This window comes from Alkalihalobacillus deserti (genome assembly GCF_020734105.1).
Classification (GTDB): Bacteria; Bacillota; Bacilli; order Bacillales; family Bacillaceae_D; genus Halalkalibacter; species Halalkalibacter deserti.
Genome location: NZ_JAJAFR010000038.1, coordinates 1 through 15167, shown reverse-complemented (window position 1 = coordinate 15167; position 15167 = coordinate 1). Strand labels below are relative to the sequence as shown.

The following is a 15167-nucleotide window of genomic DNA, read 5'->3' as shown; positions in this document are numbered from 1 at the left end:
AGCGGAAGACGAGATTCGAACTCGCGACCCCCACCTTGGCAAGGTGGTGTTCTACCACTGAACTACTTCCGCACTGGCTGGGCTAGCTGGATTCGAACCAACGCATGACGGAATCAAAATCCGTTGCCTTACCGCTTGGCGATAGCCCAACAAAGATTATGATGGGGCGACTGATGGGAATTGAACCCACGAATGCCGGAATCACAATCCGGTGCGTTAACCACTTCGCCACAATCGCCATAAATGGTGGAGGGGGACGGATTCGAACCGCCGAACCCGGAGGGAGCGGATTTACAGTCCGCCGCGTTTAGCCACTTCGCTACCCCTCCACATATTAATAAAAATACTTTCAATAAAATGGCGGTCCGGACGGGACTCGAACCCGCGACCTCCTGCGTGACAGGCAGGCATTCTAACCAACTGAACTACCGGACCATGGTATTGCGGGGGGCGGATTTGAACCACCGACCTTCGGGTTATGAGCCCGACGAGCTACCAGACTGCTCCACCCCGCGTCGTTTTAAAGTATTCAGATGATGCTTTTTCAATGAAGAAGACATTTTCCTCTTCTAGTATTTCATAGAAGTTAAAGCGTCAATGTTACTCGAAGCATATTCAATGATACTATGCTCGTTGCTCCACCCCGCGTATTTTTTAATTACTATAAACTATAATGGAGGAGGAAGAGGGATTCGAACCCCCGCGCGGTTTGACCCGCCTGTCGGTTTTCAAGACCGATCCCTTCAGCCAGACTTGGGTATTCCTCCGAAGACTTAAATATTGGTGGAGCCTAGCGGGATCGAACCGCTGACCTCCTGCGTGCAAGGCAGGCGCTCTCCCAGCTGAGCTAAGGCCCCAATATAAATTATCGCCTGGCAACGTCCTACTCCCTCGACCGACTAGAGAACTACGTTACGTCACTCATTTATCAGCAACAAAACCCATTATATCACACAAGTTAATTCCGCGCAACAATCTTTTTAAAAACGTTTTAATTGCTCGTAATATCCTTTTGTCATCATTTGGTGACAAATAATAATATAACACATAAATTAATTCTGGCGCAACTATTTTTTTGAAATTAGTTTTTAGTCAGCTTTAATAAGTTATCATAACTTCTTTTAGATAACAACAATAAATTATAAGTTAGCTAGCCTTCTTCCAGATATATAATAAGGAAGATATTCAGTTCTTCTATTATCAAGAAATAACCGTATTTGTACCCGATGACGAAAATAGATGAGGTAATAGCATTACATTTCCTTCCACAAAAGAAGCAGTCCTCTAGGAAGCCACTGCCGATGATTTCTCATAAACGTTACACTTTTGGGTATATACTAATCTATGAATCATGGATTTTATTTTGTACCCGTGTTTAAACTTATGGATTCAGGGAACAGACCTACTGTAATCAATTAAAAAGGAGCTGATTGTAAATGGAACACAATACAAATGACAGTAGAATTGGTAGCAAAGTTAAAGACCGTCTATCGAATATGTCATCCGAGAAAACAGAAGACATCTTATTTAATTTCCAAAACTTCAAAGCATATTTAGGTAAAAAAGTCGAAACGGCAGATAAATTGGGATTGAATGAAGAGCAGATGGCAAGAGCCGCTCAAAAGATAGGGGACTATCTTGCTTCACATGTAGAACCGAAAAATCGTGAAGAAAAACTTTTATACGAGCTATGGGAAGCTGGCAACAAAGACGAGCAGCATATGCTTTCTCATATGCTAGTAAAGCTGGTTCACAACGAAGACAAGTAAAAAATCAAAACAGGCTGGACCTTTATCATATAGGGTTCAGCCTTTTATATTCTATTTTAATAGTTTATTTTCGCAAGTGTCAACCTCAAAGGAGCACTCTTATTGATTAAATGCACCCGACGTTGCAGGTTATAAAACCGACATACTACTTAGATCCTATAGTCTAAATTTAGATTTAAGATAATGGTATACACCGTCTTCATCACAAGTAAAACTAGTTACATCATCAACTATTTCTTTAATGTGATCTGGTGCATTTTTCATGGCCACGGCATAACTAACAAATTGTAACATAGGCAAATCATTATCGCTATCACCAATCGCCAGAGTTTCACTCTCAGACAAATTAAACTGCTTTAACATCTGTTGAACTCCTGTTGCTTTGTTCACGTTTGCAACCATCACTTCAACGTTGTGATCAGAAGATGTAGAGGTAGTAAAGTTTATTTCTTGCTTTATTTGATCAAGTTCACTTTTCCATCTGTTGATATGTTCTTTCGTTCTAGCAAAGAAATAAAATTTTGAAAACTTAGAGCCCTCTATGTGATCCTTCCAAGCAATTTCTTCTTTGATCGCTTGTTTACGTGAAAGCCACTCATTAATTCCAACACTATCTGGCTTTGGATCTCTAATTTCATCTTCAACATAATATTTATCTTGTTTTAATGTTATTCGAGATGTTCCGTATGGGAAGAGCTCATAGTACACCTTGCCTTTTCTTGCTTTTTCAATAATGGTTTCCACTAATTCAAACGAAAGTGAATGTTCAAATACAACTTCTTTCCCTACGTATCCAGCCATACCATTCGAGGTAATGACCCCATCCACTTGAAATCCTTGAGGTACTATTCCTTCTATCTCACCAACAGCTCTACCTGTTGCTATAAAAACGAAAATTCCCTGATTTCGTAAGTCATCAATGATTTCTTTTGTATCAACACTTACTTTATTGTAATGATTTAATATCGTTCCATCCATGTCTAAGAAAATTGCCTTAGGTTTTAATACCACTGCTATTCACCCTTACTTTGTAAAAAGAATTTGTTTGGTAAGTATACACTGCGCTATTTCCACCCTCAATAAGGACTTCAATCAAACAGGAATGAGAGTCATTTCATCAACGCCAATAACAACTCGGAACATGTTAGATGACTAGTTGCCTAAATGCTAAGTAGTAAATAAGCTGTTACCTGACTGATTTACAGTTCTATGTTTTAATCTAAAACCAGCTGGTCCACTTAAGTAATCAGGGTACTAACCTATTATGATTAACACTAGGTTGTTGAAGATAAACACTTCACCCTGTATGCAAAATCAGTTGTGGATTAACTAACAACATTTAGGGTAAACAAGCAAGTAAAAGACGACTCAACTGGAAAGGAGATCGATGAATCCCAAAATGTTTTCAACCATTTTAGTTGCAGTAACCATTGTATTTATATTAGTAAATCTTTTTTCTTTCTTTATTAGGAAGTCTTATAGGAAAAGTTTTTTCCACTCCCCTCTATTTTTTCAACTTTTTTTCAACATGATCGGTATTGCATTTGGCTTTGCCTGTCTTTATTATCTACTGTCATTTAATAATGTAATTTTAAGAGTAGATTCACTAATGGGAGACCCAGCTGAAGAAACATTTTGGAACTTTCTTTATTTTAGTGGTGTGACCCTTTTGTCGATCGGTTACGGAGACTATGTTCCTGTTGGGAGTGCGAGGCTCTTTGCTGTTATTGAAGCGGCCATCGGCATTTTACTTCCGGTTGCTTACTTTTTAAAAGCAATGAGTAACAATGACGACAAAAATAGTAAGCATTGATTTACCATGACTAGGGCTAGAGGTTATAAAAATTGTTACGTCCCATACTTTTACTAGTTACTTTACTGTGGCGGTACCTGCCTATTCTCCCGCTTCCCCTTTTAAAAGAGTGCTTGTTTGCGAAATAGGAGAAATCATTAAGAAACCATAACACTAAAAAACGGAGACGAACGATTCAGCAACGCAGAAAAAAAGGCCTCTCATTAATGAAGCCACTGAAAAGGGGCGACTTTCACCTTTTTCAGTGGCCTCTAAGCAATGAACGGATTCTCATAGCAAGCTCGTAACGTGCGGAGCCATTGCTACTTAATCAAGGTACCTTAGTATTACTATTTTACCTCTTTAGCCAAACTGGCTTCAGGTGATGTTACCATATTATAGAAATCGACATATTGATCACGGTCTGCGCTTGCACGGTGAGCCATTGCGACACGAGGATGTTCATTGATTGTTCCAGAGATCATGTAAGGGATAATATAGCCCCACTCCCATTTTTGTCGCATTTCTAGCATATGCTTTTCAATAACGGCTAGAACCGGCTTTAGCTCATAGCTTGGTTTTTGGATGTGAGTAACAAGTAACTCTGTATTACAGTTACCAGCTGCGCGACCCATGCCATAAACAGAAGAATCAAGGAATGTAACTCCATTTCGCATCGCAGTTAATGTGTTCGCGAAAGCTAACTGCATATTGTTATGTGTATGAATTCCAAGCTGAATATTAGGGATCATCTCCTTGAACTTTTTCACTTGATGTTCAACATCTGCAGGATCCAAGCTTCCAAAAGAGTCAACGATATAAACAACATCTACAGGACTTTCTTTCACAAGTTCAAACGCTTCAATAAGTTGGTTTTCAGGTACACTTGATAGCGCCATAATGTTTAGTGATGTTTCATAGCCAAGATCATGAAACATTTGGACAAGCTCTAAACCTTTATCCACTTCACGAATATAGCATGCAACCCGAATCATATCTAACGCACTTTCCGCTCGTGGCAAAATGTCATCTGGATCTACTCGACCAATATCTACTAAAGCAGATAGCTTCGTGAACTTTTTCTCAGGGATAATTTCTTTTAAGAAGTTGTCATCGAGAAATCTCCACGGATTGGGCTCAGTTGCATTAAGAAGCTTTGGCGAATTTTTATACCCAATCTCCATGTATTCAACTCCAGCGCTGTTCAGACCATTATATAAGTCTTGAACAAATTCAACGCTGAAATCCCAATTGTTAATTAATCCCCCATCACGAATGGTGCAATCTATAATCCTACTAGTATGTTCCATGTTAATCCTCCTGTAATTCTGTTTTTTTTAGCAGTTTAAAAACCTTTAACACTTTTAAGCTTTTACGCTTTTATGCTTTTATGCTTTTATGTACTAAAATTCCTTATACAGTTTATACCATGATTTGCTCATAGCTGTCAATTCTTTTCGGTAATTCGATTGATTTAGTATCTCTCACTAGTAAAGTATAGTTCTATTATCAAGATTCTAGCAATATCTCATTTTCCATTGCTCCTATTTATTAAGTAGATTACTTGATGGAACCCTAAGTACGGGTTAAACTATAATTTGATTTTAAAAGATCGTAAATGACACAGTCAGAAATCGGGCTTTTGCTTTTTAGCCTCAGGGGGAATGAAGATGAACGCAAATAAGAACATCATTCAGGTTCAGGATTTACGCAAAGAATTCAAATCGTATTCAAGTCGTCCTGGTTTATCTGGAGCTTTTCGAGATTTATTTACGAGAAATTATAAAACGCTTGCGGCCGTTGATAATATTTCTTTGACGATCCAGCAAGGGGAAATGGTCGGATACATTGGTGAAAATGGGGCTGGAAAATCAACGACGATTAAAATGTTAACCGGAATCTTAACACCCACATCTGGATCGATTGTCGTAAATGGGATGGATCCCCATAAAGAACGAGAACAATTCGTCCGCACGATTGGAGTGGTTTTCGGACAACGCTCGCAGTTATGGTGGGATATTGCGGTTCAAGAGTCATTCCGGTTATTAAAAAAAGTATACCGTGTTTCGGATGAAGATTATAAAAATCATATGGGGCATGTGATTGAAACGTTAGAAATCGGTCCTTTACTAGATAAACCAGTCAGAAAGCTATCACTCGGGCAACGAATGCGTTGTGAATTAGCAGCTGCCCTTATCCATAACCCTCCCCTCCTCTTCTTAGATGAGCCGACGATTGGATTAGATGTCTTAGTAAAATTAAAAATTCGAAAGTTTTTAAAGGAAATTAATGAGCAATATAAAACAACCATTCTCCTGACAACGCATGACTTAACAGATATCGAAGCCCTTTGTGAACGCGTTGTTTTATTAGATGAAGGAAAAATTGTCTATGATGGCAAACTTAATCAACTTCAAGCAAATGCGGTTGATGGGAAACAAGTTGAATTTCAATTTTTGTCAGAGATATATGTGACTGATCTGCCTGCAACACCAAAGGTTCTTTGGGAACAAAAAGATGCAACGACGTGGCTTGCTAATATCAACGGGGATGAGCGGATTGTTTCTGAATTAATTAGTACAGTTGTTCAAAAGAACCCTATCAAAAATGTCCGGATTAATGAAATTTCGACAGAAGAGATTATTCGTAAGATTTACGAAGAAGGAATGGCCCTCTCATGAGTCAATATATCGAAATGATCAGGATTCGTTTTTTAATGATGCTCGCTTACCGGACGAACTATTATAGTGGAATTTTAATTTATAGCATTAACATTGGTGCCTATTATTTTTTATGGACAGCGATTTATGGTGGGAAAGAAGACATTCAAGGGTTATCGGTTCTGCAGATGACCACTTATATAGCAGTGGCTTGGATGGCGAGAGCGTTTTATTTTAACAATATTGACCGTGAAATTGCGATGGAAATCCAAGACGGCAAAGTGGCGATTGAAATGATTCGGCCTTACAACTACTTAGGAATGAAAACGATGCAAGGACTTGGAGAAGGTATATTCCGCTTATTGTTTTTTTCCGTTCCGGGCATGGTGATTGTGGCCTTGCTTTTTCCAATTAGCTTTTCTGCTAGTTTGATGACATGGGTGTTTTTCTTTGTCTCGCTCGTGTTTAGTTTTATTGTAAATACGCAAATCAATTTACTTACTGGAATGATGACGTTTTTCTTATTTAATAATTCTGGGTTAATTCGAGCTAAACGTGTTGTGATCGATTTGTTCTCAGGCCTATTACTACCAATCTCGTTTTATCCGCTTTGGGCGCAGTCGGTGATGATGTATTTACCGTTTCAAGCGATCAGCTATATTCCGAGTATGATTTTCACTGAAGGGTTCGTAGGAAGTGAGATTTATACAGCCGTGATGTTACAAGCATTTTGGGCGCTTCTTTTAATGATTCCGATTCAACTTTTATGGTCTTTAGCAAAAAAACAGTTAATTGTACAAGGAGGCTAATCATGTTTAACATTTCTATTTTCTTTCAATATGCCTCTCAATATTTAAAAACAAGATTAACGTATCGTGTCGATACGGTTGTTGAAATTCTTTCTGATTTGTTGTTTCAAGCCGTGAATCTAATTTTTATTTTAGTTGTCTTTGGCCATACAACCTTTTTAAGCGGTTGGAACCGTGAAGAAATCATTTTTATTTATGGTTTTTTCCTCGTTCCCTACGCCTTATTTACATCATTCTTTAACATTTGGGATTTTAATGAACGCTATATCGTTAAAGGAGAGATGGATCGTATCTTAACACGTCCAATTCACAGTCTTTTTCAAATTATCATGGAACGAATGGAGTTAGAATCCTTATTCGGCGTAATTACAGGGTTGGCTATTATGTATTATGCCGGCTCGAGCTTAGGGTTAACACCCGCTTGGTATGATGTCTTTATCTTTATCGCTATGGTGATTGGTGGGGCCTTTATTTATGCTGGTATTTTTATTGCACTTGCGAGTATTGGCTTCTGGTCAGATAGCCGAACAGATATTATGCCGATGATGTATAACATCGGCAATTATGGCCGATACCCAGTCGATATTTATCACAAGGTGATTCGCTTTGTTTTAACGTGGATCTTACCATTTGCCTTTGTTGGCGTGTATCCCGCTGCTTATTTTTTAAAAAGGGAAGAGTGGTATGTTTATGCTTTCTTAACACCTGTGATGGGAGTCGTCTTTTTATCGATCGCTGTTTTTCTATGGAATGCTGGTGTAAAGAAATATCGTGGGGCTGGAAATTAACCGTACGCCTTGAAGAAAGCCACCTCTTTTTATTTGCAGAGGTGGTTTTTAATTAAAATTCTTCTTTGCTATAATTTTAGATTTCATGAATTTGACTGTAGGAAAGCATCAACAAGCGCCTCGACCATTCACGTATCATAATAAAACGAGCACGGACTTCTTCAACTGTACCTCGATATTCCCCATTAATGATCACAAAATCGCCAACCACAAACTCACCCTTCTTTTACAAAAAAAAAAACACGCCTTTGAAGTAAATTATCCTTTTATAAAGGACATATTAAACATAGCGGGCTCTTTTTTTAAAATTATTAATTTTAATGTTTAACTTCGTATATTAAAGGGAATATAACTTTATAAGCATGATGATTGTTAAATTAGATTATAATAGATTTACAGACGACCGGCCCCAATATAAGCATTATTCCAGTATGAATTATTCATAGCAGAGACTGTTCTAGGGATGCTCTTACTTATTTTGATTGAATGCGTAATTCATGAATCCACTGAAATCGAATCCAGAAGGTGTGGTTCCACCCCATTGATAAGGGGTACCAATTTGCGCTTTAGCTGTTGAGATAATCCCATCAACACTAGTATTGTTTCTAGATTGGGTAGTTGAACTATTTAAACTTTTAGCGCTAGAGTTGCTTGAACTTCCAGAACCGTTTAATGCACGATTTGTTTGAGGGCCAGCAACTCCATCTACTGTAATCCCTGCATTACGTTGAAATTCACGTACAGCCCTTTGTGTTTGTAGTCCAAACACTCCATCGGCTGTTCCAGCATTTACTCCGTTAGCATTCAATGCAGATTGTAATGCACGAACACTAGAACCGCGACTTCCAAGACGTAATGCTTGATTGATGTTAATAGAAGGCGATAAAACTGACACTTACTGCGTTATTGTTAGTTAATGAAGATCTATATCTATTAGAAATGCCTAAAGCATTGAATGTCTGTGAACCAGCTATTCCATCAACTGTAATTCCTTTACTTCTTTGAAAGTCCCTAACTGCTTGTCTTGTTACTGAACCGAAGTATCCTGTAGAAGTTTGAAAGTCAAAATGCCCTGTTCTCCGCAGTACCTCTTGTAATTCCTGTACATCTCCATGCCTAAGTCCTTCCCGTAAAGTTTGATCTCCTAGTGCCGCTTCAGACACCGATGGTAAAACAAACAAAGCCCCTGCTAAAGCAACACTTATTACCAATTTATTCAAATTAATATCTCTCCTTATGACTGATTTGTTTAAGCTAGGCTCAGTCTACTGGAGAAATATGTATCGAACAATAGATTTTCCCATAATGTAATGTTAAATAATCAAACTGAAATTTTTGTAACATGATAGTAATTAAATACCCTCTTAAAGACCCATACACTTGTGGAAATTAACCAGCAACCAGATCTCTCGTACTGCAAATATTGATTTACACAGGTATGGTTATCAACAACAGAACTGTAGAGGAAGAGTAGCTTAATGGATTTAAGAGTTTAGAGTCAATCATTCTCACTATCCCATTTTTTATTAATAAGGATACGACTAAGTTTAGCTGGTCAGACGTTGCTTCTTAATTGCAGGATGTTTTTTAATACATTTAACAATGAGCATGGAACAGCTACTTACCACCTAACCTCTTCTAATTAATAACACTTCAGCTTCAGTAGTAAGAAATCCCTGAAATAACAAATACAAAGCCCAAATCATCCTAGAAGGTTTGGTTGGAGACAATTTACTTTATAGTCAAGTTAACGGTCTGCAAGGTCTAGCTGTTAGAAAACCACTTACATTTTCTAGTAAGGAACACCCTAATCAGTGTATAAGAAATTAAAACCCCGGTAGAAACTACTGAGGTTGCTGAAAAAGGTTGGTTTTCACCTTTTTTCAGTAGCTTCAAACTCCTCTACCGGGGTTAAACCTACACTATTAAAGATTTATATCTTACCTGTTATTTACTCGTACACGTTCAGGATACGTATGAGTATTTAATGAATTGTTGTTATAGAAATGACCATATAATTTATCTTCACGTTCTTGATCAGCTTCCACTAGTACAACAATATGACCTTTGTTTAGATGGTCTTCATACTCTTTAGCGTGTTCTTCTGGTATTCCTGCACCTGTAAGAGCCCCAACGAGTCCACCACCTCCTGCACCAATAGCTGCACCGGTCAATGCAGTCGCTAGTGGTCCAGCCGCTGCAAGAACACCAATTCCAGGAATAGCTAATAACCCGACTGAAGCAATGATTCCTGCAATACCACCGAGAACACCGCCTGTTCCAGCACCTATACCGAATCCTTTTCCTGCATTCTTACCTCGTCCACTATTTTTTTCAGTAACTTCACTTCCCGTTTCACTTTGGATATCTTTTACATCATCACTATCTTTTGCGAAAACTGAAATGTCTTCCTTTGTATAGCCAATAACATGAAGACCTTCAATTGCACGAATTGCTTCTTCTTGGTTTCTAAATACTCCACCGATAATTGTTTTTTTCATATGTATCCCTCCTCAAAAATTTGTTCACTAAACAGATTCCCAGTAAAACATGAAGGTAAACATAAAATTTTTTAGTAGAATACTTAAAAAAGCTATTAGTTGATTAAATCCCCTCACTCTCACTTCTGGAATGTCGGTGTAAAGAAATATCTAGGGCTGGAACTACGGAATTGACTTGTCCGACCCATAATGCTTTGGTATAGCTCCCCAATAATGAATGTTAAAAGACGATCCATTTTGTTTTAAGCTATGAACATATTTATTTAGTGTGGATTTTCCCGATATAAAATGATTAATTTTCAAGGAAAGTCCTCCTTCCATGGAACTCTTCGTAATTTGCCCTTTTTGGAAATGGCTAAGGAATTTAAAGGTGCTCATGTCACCAATTTCACTTAGTAATAGGAAGACTCCGAAAGTTTTCTTTGTCTCAACAACTAGTTTATCTCCTTACACTATATTTTAATTATTTATATAGTTTTTCGACTAGTGCGGCACCCCAAGTACAATCCGCCTTCTGCGGATTGTACGAAAAAGCTTTAAATGGAACTACTTAACTTTATGAGTAGCGGCTTTATTTTAAAGAAGACAGACTTATTAGTCCGAGGTCGGCTTTTTTATCTAAGCTTTAACCCTGGTTTTCCATGCATTTAAAAAGACCCTTTCCAACCAAATTTTCTTTAATTCAGTATCATAGTCGATTTGATGGATATCTATCAATTGCTTAAATTGAGTTATAACTTAATAACTTTAAGCCATCGGATTTACAATACTCTCCTGTAGCCGGTGCTCCAATCAGTTCTTCTAAATTTCCGTTCCAAGCTTAATAATGTTTTACTAAGCTTAGCGGTGCCTTTACACTAGGTCTATTTGTATGGGTTCCCCCACCGGTGGTTCTGGTGTGAAAATCAATATCTTGCAATTATCCTTAAAACTTGGGACATATTAATACTATAGCGATTATACATTGGGTTAATCCCAATATGGACCGGAATTATATAATAGATGAAAAATTACTTATCCATTCTTAAAAGGACGGGAGGAGAAATTAACATGAATAAACAAGTAAACCAAAAATCATTTTTGAGAACCATTATTTTAGCCTTGACATTCGGTGGGCTTCTCTTTCGATACGAAACTGGTGTCATAAACGGTGCCTTGCCTTTTATGTTCTGAATCGTTCGGTCTCAACTCATTCACTGAAGGTCTTGTTGCGAGTTCACTTCTTTTTGGGGATGCGCTCGGTGCAGTGTTCGGTGGTCGACTATCAGATTATAACGGACGCCGCAAAAACATTCTTTACCTTGCAGTATTGTTCTTTATGGTGCACTTGGATGTACCCTCGCTCCGAACGTTACTGTTATGGTTATCTTTCGTTTCTTGTCGGGACTTGCTGTAGGGCGCGCGTCCGTATCGGTTCCGACCTATTTAGCGAGAATGTCACCTGAGGAAGAGAATTTTAATGACGTTAAAAATTCTTCAAAGATAGTGGTGACCCTGTTTGTTTCATCAATCTGAGATCTGTAAATGCCGCAAATTCCTTATCTTTAAAATTAATTTTTCTGGTACTCTAATTGCATATCGAACTCATCTACGACAAAGTCAGGGACTTCATCTTCCTTTTTACACTCGATACAGATAAATGTGATGGTTTCTATTTCTTCTTCTAACCCAAACAGATCATCCGTTTCTTCTAACCATTCCAAGAATGGATCTTTCTTTTTATCCGGCTCGTCGTTTGATGCCATTGCTTCTCCTCCTATACTTTTTAAAACCCAAGATCTCCATACCTTCCATATAATGATACAGGTGTCCATAGTCAGCATGCCGTATCTCGGTCAAATCCATTTGCTCATGACAATATGGACATTCAAAAGGGTCTTTCTCAAATACTTAAATAGTCATAAGTGATGTATTCACTTGGAACCCATTCCTTATGACAATCTAGTGTTCCTTCAGTCACTAATGCATGGATACGAAGATTAAATTTAAGATCTCGTCCAAACGTATGAATAACTGTAATGACACCAACTTCCAATTGGCGCTTCTTACTTTTATGGAAGAAATAGTGCAAATCAATTCTTCTTGTTTTGATGACCAATCATCTGTGTACTTCTTCCCACAACTATGACAAAAACGACTCTTACACGTAAATCCAACAAATATTAGTTTCGGGTATCCTTTACAACCTAAACACTCATATTTTGCGAATCCCAGATCTTTCGTTCCACATCGAATCGCTTTTTCAACCGCTTCTTTCAAATCAGCTTGATAGGAGCGCGGAAACCGATCATGGTGCAGCTTCCAAAATCCATCAAAATGATCTTTCAGTATCTTTTTTTGACTACACCACTACTTTTCTTCCCCACGATGATCGCCCCCTACCAACTAGTTTATCGGATAGTTATCCACAAGACAAAAATCTATAGTTTCCTAAACAATAAAAAAGCCTAGTATTGACCACTACAGTCAATCATAGTCTTACTTCATTTAATTCAACCAGGAACAATAGATCCCCCTATCTTTTTAAAAATTGTGATAATTCTACTCCTAATGCACAAGAAATTTCATATAAATTATCAATAGAAATATTTCGTAAACCTCTCTCTACCTCACTAATATAGGTACTGTGGGAGACCTGCTAGGGCTCCCATAGTTTCTTGATATACATTTAATTTAGTTCTATGGTATCTTACATTATTACCAAATGCACCTATGCAAAAAATGGTGAAATGGTAGCGTCTAAACAACCAAAAATACCAATTTGCGAGGTGCATTTTCATGGAAATGCAGTTAGAACTGCTTCCTTACCATTATTCTCCTTAAAGGTTGTATCTTGCCCTAAATTAATGTCGCTAAATCCTTTAATATCAACAACTAAACTTGCTAAACCCTGAAAAATGTACAACATTGTGGTGAAACCTCTAGTTGCCAAAGTCTTAGTCTACTGTACCTCTTTGATAAGGTAACTTAATTTAGAGCGTTTTTTCATTTTATCAATGATTAAAGTCAACAGGGGTATAAATATTCCCATAATTATCGCATATGGAGGAAAATACGTACTGTCCCAATGAATCATATACGCAACATTAGGATAAACAACCGTTGAAAAAATGACTGCTAAAATTCCCATTGGAATAACGAGAAAACGATAGTTTCGAACCTCTAATAGTTGAGCTAACCCAACAACGCATGCGTAGAAATAAATGGAGGCTTTAAAAAAAATCGAGATAATCCACATTCCTGCCATAATGGCTTCAATCCTTTCCACGATCTCAAACACACTTACTGTTTTAGCAAGCACGTAACTAGGAAACATTTGTCGTGCTGTAGCAGAAGCACCTAGTACCAAAATACACAGAAGAATAATAATGCTTACAATCAAGGATCCTATCAAGGCACCTGTTATAAAGTTCCACTTTGAATTTTCTGGAGTATTGATATTTCTTGGTAGAAACATCAGAAAGACAATTAAAGTCAATCCTGTGATTGCTGTAAAGTCCAGTATTGCGGAAAGATGGTCTTTGAAGCCCGTCTCAAATAATGGACTCATCCTCTCTAATTTCAGTTCAGGTAATAATAAAATAACTAAAGCGAGAAAAAGGATCATAAACCAGGGAAAAAGAAGTTCCCCCGTTCGTGCTAATACCTCGAAACCAGCTCGAATCACCACCATAATAAGCACGGCTAGCATGAGATTAAGAATTTCGATGGGGGTATTTATTAGTATTTGGGTTTTGGTGAAATTACTGAAGTAAAAGAGAAGAGAGCTTACTCCAATAAAAGAAAAAAGCACATAGGAAAAGCCTATAATCTTCCCTATTAGTTTGCCGTACACTCTTTGAAGGTATTGGATGTATGTTTCTCTTCCCATCGCTCTCCCGCAAACCCAAAAAAAGAAAGCGATAATTATACATGCTAGAGTACCTATTAATGCGGATAACCATGCATCTTGATTGGTCTTAGCTGCCATAGTAGATGGCATTGCAAGAATGGTCGTACCTGCCGTATATAATATCGTTAATATGCAAAGTTGAAGAGGGCTAATCCTTACTTTTTCATCCAAAATGATTACGTCCTTTCTATTTGTTAGAGACTTGCAATAATTTACTTAACGGCTCCACAGCTATCGCGATGAGTTCTAAAGGATTAGGGATAGGGACTTTGTTAATCTGAGCAATTGCCAATACAGTGATAAACAGCATTAGTATTGAAAATATCCATATCTCACGTATCATTTTGTCTTTTGCTAATTGCGGTATATGAAAATAAGAAACTGCAGTAAAGAGTAGAATCAATCCAAAACTTTTGAGCATCTATTTACTCCTTTATCAATTCATTTTGAAACGGATCAGATATCGTTCCTGTACGTTGTATCTTAATATCAACATGAACATCAACAGGTACATCTGGAAAAGATTCTCCCCATGATTCTTTTAACTTGGCCCATTCTTTAGAGTTTTTTTGGTGTACAATCTCACCGAAACCGAAAATATCTGACCGAAATTCTTTTTGAGCACTACTGATAACCTTTAATACAACATCTTTTATCTCGTTATTCGTTTTTTTCTCGAGTTCAGTGAAAACATTAGAACTCATCAAGTTTAATTTTGTATTAACTTCAGCAACATCTGCTTCGCCAGTGATTTTAACTTTAATGCTCAGTTTATCGTCTTGAAATTGGGGCTCTATGTCGCTTTTACTTTCTGATAATTCAATCCCAATTTCACCATCGTTCATATCAAAAACGATGAAAGTTCTTTGAACATTACCCTTTATATAATTGAGTCCTTTACTTTCCTGTTCGTTTAACCAACCTATCAACTTGTTTTCACGAAAAACTGCTATTCC

The 15167-nt window shown here is 37.5% G+C and carries 18 protein-coding genes, 8 tRNA genes and 2 pseudogenes; 6 read left to right on the top strand and 22 right to left on the bottom strand.

All coding sequences use genetic code 11. The features are described from left to right. The 8 genes from LDX58_RS24835 to LDX58_RS24800 all read right to left on the bottom strand — a co-directional run bounded on the left by LDX58_RS24835 (position 1) and on the right by LDX58_RS24800 (position 857). Positions 1-72 (bottom strand) — tRNA-Gly (locus tag LDX58_RS24835). 2 nt (positions 73-74) lie between these two features. After that, a tRNA-Gln gene (locus LDX58_RS24830) sits at positions 75-149 on the bottom strand. A 13-nt stretch (positions 150-162) separates the two neighbouring features. Then, a tRNA-His gene (locus LDX58_RS24825) sits at positions 163-238 on the bottom strand. Positions 239-244: 6 nt separating this feature from the next. Next, positions 245-329: transfer RNA gene (locus LDX58_RS24820), tRNA-Tyr, on the bottom strand. A 29-nt stretch (positions 330-358) separates the two neighbouring features. Continuing rightward, positions 359-435, bottom strand: a tRNA-Asp gene (locus tag LDX58_RS24815). Positions 436-441: 6 nt separating this feature from the next. Next, a tRNA-Met gene (locus LDX58_RS24810) sits at positions 442-515 on the bottom strand. A gap of 159 nt (positions 516-674) precedes the next feature. After that, positions 675-767 (bottom strand) — tRNA-Ser (locus LDX58_RS24805). Positions 768-781: 14 nt separating this feature from the next. Continuing rightward, positions 782-857, bottom strand: a tRNA-Ala gene (locus tag LDX58_RS24800). 579 nt (positions 858-1436) lie between these two features. Here LDX58_RS24800 and LDX58_RS24795 point away from each other — a divergent pair. Further along, complete coding sequence (locus LDX58_RS24795; RefSeq protein ID WP_227940320.1) at positions 1437-1769, top strand: DUF3243 domain-containing protein; 333 nt, start codon at positions 1437-1439, stop codon at positions 1767-1769. A 156-nt stretch (positions 1770-1925) separates the two neighbouring features. On the opposite strand, the gene LDX58_RS24790 is transcribed toward LDX58_RS24795, so the two are convergent. Then, positions 1926-2780: an HAD family hydrolase gene (locus LDX58_RS24790; RefSeq protein ID WP_227940319.1), complete on the bottom strand. Its 855-nt coding sequence runs from the start codon at positions 2778-2780 to the stop codon at positions 1926-1928. Between the two features lie 376 nt (positions 2781-3156). Between LDX58_RS24790 and LDX58_RS24785 the strand changes: the two genes are divergently transcribed. After that, entirely contained in the window at positions 3157-3582 is a 426-nt protein-coding gene (locus LDX58_RS24785) for a potassium channel family protein (protein WP_308017616.1), read from the top strand. A 329-nt stretch (positions 3583-3911) separates the two neighbouring features. On the opposite strand, the gene LDX58_RS24780 is transcribed toward LDX58_RS24785, so the two are convergent. Continuing rightward, positions 3912-4871, bottom strand: coding sequence for an aldolase catalytic domain-containing protein (locus LDX58_RS24780; protein ID WP_227940317.1), 960 nt, complete (start codon positions 4869-4871; stop codon positions 3912-3914). 360 nt (positions 4872-5231) lie between these two features. Here LDX58_RS24780 and LDX58_RS24775 point away from each other — a divergent pair, with 360 nt between their 5' ends. From LDX58_RS24775 to LDX58_RS24765, 3 genes are read left to right on the top strand one after another with little or no spacing between them, the layout of a single operon-like run. Then, entirely contained in the window at positions 5232-6242 is a 1011-nt protein-coding gene (locus LDX58_RS24775) for an ABC transporter ATP-binding protein (RefSeq protein WP_227940315.1), read from the top strand. Next, the gene (locus tag LDX58_RS24770) at positions 6239-7030 is read left to right on the top strand and encodes an ABC transporter permease (RefSeq protein ID WP_227940312.1); all 792 of its coding nucleotides are present in this window, start codon (positions 6239-6241) and stop codon (positions 7028-7030) included. Before LDX58_RS24775 ends, LDX58_RS24770 begins: the two co-directional genes overlap by 4 nt. 2 nt (positions 7031-7032) lie before the next feature. Beyond that, on the top strand, positions 7033-7818 hold the full coding sequence (locus LDX58_RS24765) for an ABC transporter permease (RefSeq protein ID WP_227940310.1): 786 nt from the start codon (positions 7033-7035) through the stop codon (positions 7816-7818). Between the two features lie 76 nt (positions 7819-7894). On the opposite strand, the gene LDX58_RS24760 is transcribed toward LDX58_RS24765, so the two are convergent. The 4 genes from LDX58_RS24760 to LDX58_RS24740 all read right to left on the bottom strand — a co-directional run bounded on the left by LDX58_RS24760 (position 7895) and on the right by LDX58_RS24740 (position 10319). Further along, positions 7895-8029, bottom strand: a complete 135-nt coding sequence (locus LDX58_RS24760; protein WP_227940308.1) for a mechanosensitive ion channel domain-containing protein — start codon at positions 8027-8029, stop codon at positions 7895-7897. 258 nt (positions 8030-8287) lie between these two features. Next, a complete protein-coding gene (locus tag LDX58_RS26315; RefSeq protein ID WP_308017614.1) occupies positions 8288-8713 on the bottom strand; it encodes a C40 family peptidase in 426 nt (141 codons plus the stop codon). Then, the gene (locus LDX58_RS24745) at positions 8688-9038 is read right to left on the bottom strand and encodes a peptidoglycan-binding domain-containing protein (RefSeq protein WP_227940303.1); all 351 of its coding nucleotides are present in this window, start codon (positions 9036-9038) and stop codon (positions 8688-8690) included. The genes LDX58_RS26315 and LDX58_RS24745 overlap by 26 nt, the downstream gene beginning before the upstream one ends. A gap of 720 nt (positions 9039-9758) precedes the next feature. Continuing rightward, positions 9759-10319: a general stress protein gene (locus LDX58_RS24740; protein ID WP_227940302.1), complete on the bottom strand. Its 561-nt coding sequence runs from the start codon at positions 10317-10319 to the stop codon at positions 9759-9761. A gap of 1050 nt (positions 10320-11369) precedes the next feature. On the opposite strand from LDX58_RS24740, the pseudogene LDX58_RS24735 reads away from it, so the two are divergent. Further along, positions 11370-11813, top strand: a pseudogene (locus LDX58_RS24735) (MFS transporter); the annotation flags it as partial. 56 nt (positions 11814-11869) lie between these two features. Here LDX58_RS24735 and LDX58_RS24730 read toward each other — a convergent pair. The 8 genes and pseudogenes from LDX58_RS24730 to LDX58_RS24700 form a co-directional block, all read right to left on the bottom strand. Then, positions 11870-12064 carry a hypothetical protein gene (locus tag LDX58_RS24730; RefSeq protein ID WP_227940301.1) on the bottom strand — a complete coding sequence of 65 codons (195 nt, stop codon included), beginning with the start codon at positions 12062-12064 and terminating at the stop codon, positions 11870-11872. A gap of 137 nt (positions 12065-12201) precedes the next feature. Then, entirely contained in the window at positions 12202-12417 is a 216-nt protein-coding gene (locus tag LDX58_RS24725; protein WP_227940296.1) for a transposase, read from the bottom strand. 32 nt (positions 12418-12449) lie between these two features. Continuing rightward, a pseudogene (locus tag LDX58_RS26915) lies at positions 12450-12617 on the bottom strand (transposase zinc-binding domain-containing protein); the annotation flags it as partial. Between the two features lie 217 nt (positions 12618-12834). Next, a complete protein-coding gene (locus tag LDX58_RS26910) occupies positions 12835-12936 on the bottom strand; it encodes a helix-turn-helix domain-containing protein (protein ID WP_227940322.1) in 102 nt (33 codons plus the stop codon). A 159-nt stretch (positions 12937-13095) separates the two neighbouring features. Further along, positions 13096-13227, bottom strand: a complete 132-nt coding sequence (locus LDX58_RS26225) for a hypothetical protein (protein WP_265416829.1) — start codon at positions 13225-13227, stop codon at positions 13096-13098. 33 nt (positions 13228-13260) lie between these two features. Beyond that, positions 13261-14382, bottom strand: a complete 1122-nt coding sequence (locus LDX58_RS24710) for a GerAB/ArcD/ProY family transporter (RefSeq protein WP_227940294.1) — start codon at positions 14380-14382, stop codon at positions 13261-13263. A 16-nt stretch (positions 14383-14398) separates the two neighbouring features. Continuing rightward, positions 14399-14632 (bottom strand): hypothetical protein, encoded by a 234-nt coding sequence (locus LDX58_RS24705; protein ID WP_227940292.1) that lies wholly within the window; start codon positions 14630-14632, stop codon positions 14399-14401. A 4-nt stretch (positions 14633-14636) separates the two neighbouring features. After that, positions 14637-15167 (bottom strand): Ger(x)C family spore germination C-terminal domain-containing protein (locus LDX58_RS24700; protein ID WP_227940290.1); only part of this gene is annotated, 531 nt, incomplete at its 5' end.

Bases quoted from the DNA above. Each gene is read 5' to 3' on its own strand.
- LDX58_RS24770 (WP_227940312.1), top strand. From the start codon at position 6,239: ATGAGTCAATATATCGAAATGATCAGGATTCGTTTTTTAATGATGCTC.
- LDX58_RS24740 (WP_227940302.1), bottom strand. From the start codon at position 10,319: ATGAAAAAAACAATTATCGGTGGAGTATTTAGAAACCAAGAAGAAGCA.
- LDX58_RS24705 (WP_227940292.1), bottom strand. From the start codon at position 14,632: ATGCTCAAAAGTTTTGGATTGATTCTACTCTTTACTGCAGTTTCTTAT.
- LDX58_RS24775 (WP_227940315.1), top strand. From the start codon at position 5,232: ATGAACGCAAATAAGAACATCATTCAGGTTCAGGATTTACGCAAAGAA.
- LDX58_RS26225 (WP_265416829.1), bottom strand. From the start codon at position 13,227: ATGTTGTACATTTTTCAGGGTTTAGCAAGTTTAGTTGTTGATATTAAA.
- LDX58_RS24795 (WP_227940320.1), top strand. From the start codon at position 1,437: ATGGAACACAATACAAATGACAGTAGAATTGGTAGCAAAGTTAAAGAC.
- LDX58_RS24780 (WP_227940317.1), bottom strand. From the start codon at position 4,871: ATGGAACATACTAGTAGGATTATAGATTGCACCATTCGTGATGGGGGA.
- LDX58_RS24785 (WP_308017616.1), top strand. From the start codon at position 3,157: ATGAATCCCAAAATGTTTTCAACCATTTTAGTTGCAGTAACCATTGTA.
- LDX58_RS24765 (WP_227940310.1), top strand. From the start codon at position 7,033: ATGTTTAACATTTCTATTTTCTTTCAATATGCCTCTCAATATTTAAAA.
- LDX58_RS24730 (WP_227940301.1), bottom strand. From the start codon at position 12,064: ATGGCATCAAACGACGAGCCGGATAAAAAGAAAGATCCATTCTTGGAA.